A 1,183-nucleotide genomic window follows, 5' to 3' on the forward strand; every position below is an offset into this window, starting at 1 on the left:
TCGACCGCCTCCGCCACCTCGGCCGGGGCGGCGGCCTCCTGCACCACCGGCGCGGGCGCCGCCATCTCCAGCGGCACGATCAGCGGCGGCGGCGCGTGCGGCGGCAGGCCGAACAGCAGGAAGGCGGCGGCGCCGCCATGCAGCGCGACCGAGGCGCCCCAGCCGAGGCCGCGCGGCAGGGTCAGGCTCTGCGTGGTCATGGGCGGCTCAGCGCGCCTGGGTGACGGCGCCGCCCGCCTCCGCCTCGGCGATCAGCGAGACGCGGGTGATGCCGGACTGGGTGACGCGCCCCATCACGCGCAGCACCTCGCCATAGGGCACGGCGCGGTCGCCGCGCACATAGACCGGGGCCTCCGGATCGTCGCGGTGCAGCTGGGTCAGGCGGCCGACCAGATCGGCGGCGGCGATCTCCTCCTGGCGCAGGAACACCTTGCCCTCGGTGGTCACCGTCAGCACCACCGGCGGGCGGGGCGCCGCGGCGCGCGGCGCGGCGGTCTTGGGCAGGTTCACCGGCACGCCCACCACCATCATCGGCGCCGCGACCATGAAGACGATCAGCAGCACCAGCATGACGTCGACCAGCGGGGTGACGTTCATGTCGGCCATGGGCAGCGGGCCGTCATCATCGCCGCCGCCCAGGCTCGGACCGGAGAAGGCCATGCCGCTTACTCGGCCGCGGCGCTGGCGCTGGCGCGGGCGCCGGCCAAAGCGGGCGGGCGGCGCGACAGGCCGGCGGCCAGCTCGGTGGCGGCGGCCTGGCCGTCCTGGCGCAGCCGGCCGAGGCGCACCAGCAGGCGGTTATAGGCCATCACGGCCGGGATGGCGGCGATCAGGCCGATGGCGGTGGCGAACAGCGCCTCGGCGATGCCGGGGGCGACGACGGCCAGGCTGGTGTCGTTGCTCTGCGCGATGCCGGCGAAGCTGTTCATGATGCCCCAGACCGTGCCGAACAGGCCGATGAAGGGCGCCACGGCGCCGGTGGTGGCCAGGAAGGGCAGGCCCGGCTCGACCCGGCGCAGCTCGATGGTCAGCACATGGCGCATCGCGTGCTCCATGCGGTGCCGGTATTCGAAGCGGCTCTCGCCCTGTTCGCGGCCGTCGCGCCATTCGCGGGTGCCGGCGCGCAGCACGCGGGCGGCGACGCCCTCGCCCTGCGGCGCGGCCAGGCCCGACTGGCCGGCCG

General features: G+C 75.7%; 3 protein-coding genes. All 3 read right to left on the bottom strand.

The annotated features are described in order from the left end of the window. On the bottom strand, positions 1–200 hold a 200-nt coding region (locus tag HMPREF0731_RS20495; protein WP_040614258.1), incomplete at its 3' end, for a hypothetical protein. A gap of 7 nt (positions 201–207) precedes the next feature. Then, a complete protein-coding gene (locus tag HMPREF0731_RS20500) occupies positions 208–660 on the bottom strand; it encodes an ExbD/TolR family protein (RefSeq protein ID WP_007006141.1) in 453 nt (150 codons plus the stop codon). Positions 661–665: 5 nt separating this feature from the next. Next, on the bottom strand, positions 666–1,183 hold a 518-nt coding region (locus HMPREF0731_RS20505), incomplete at its 5' end, for a MotA/TolQ/ExbB proton channel family protein (RefSeq protein ID WP_007006142.1).

It is taken from the genome of Pseudoroseomonas cervicalis ATCC 49957 (assembly GCF_000164635.1).
Lineage (GTDB): Bacteria > Pseudomonadota > Alphaproteobacteria > Acetobacterales > Acetobacteraceae > Pseudoroseomonas > Pseudoroseomonas cervicalis.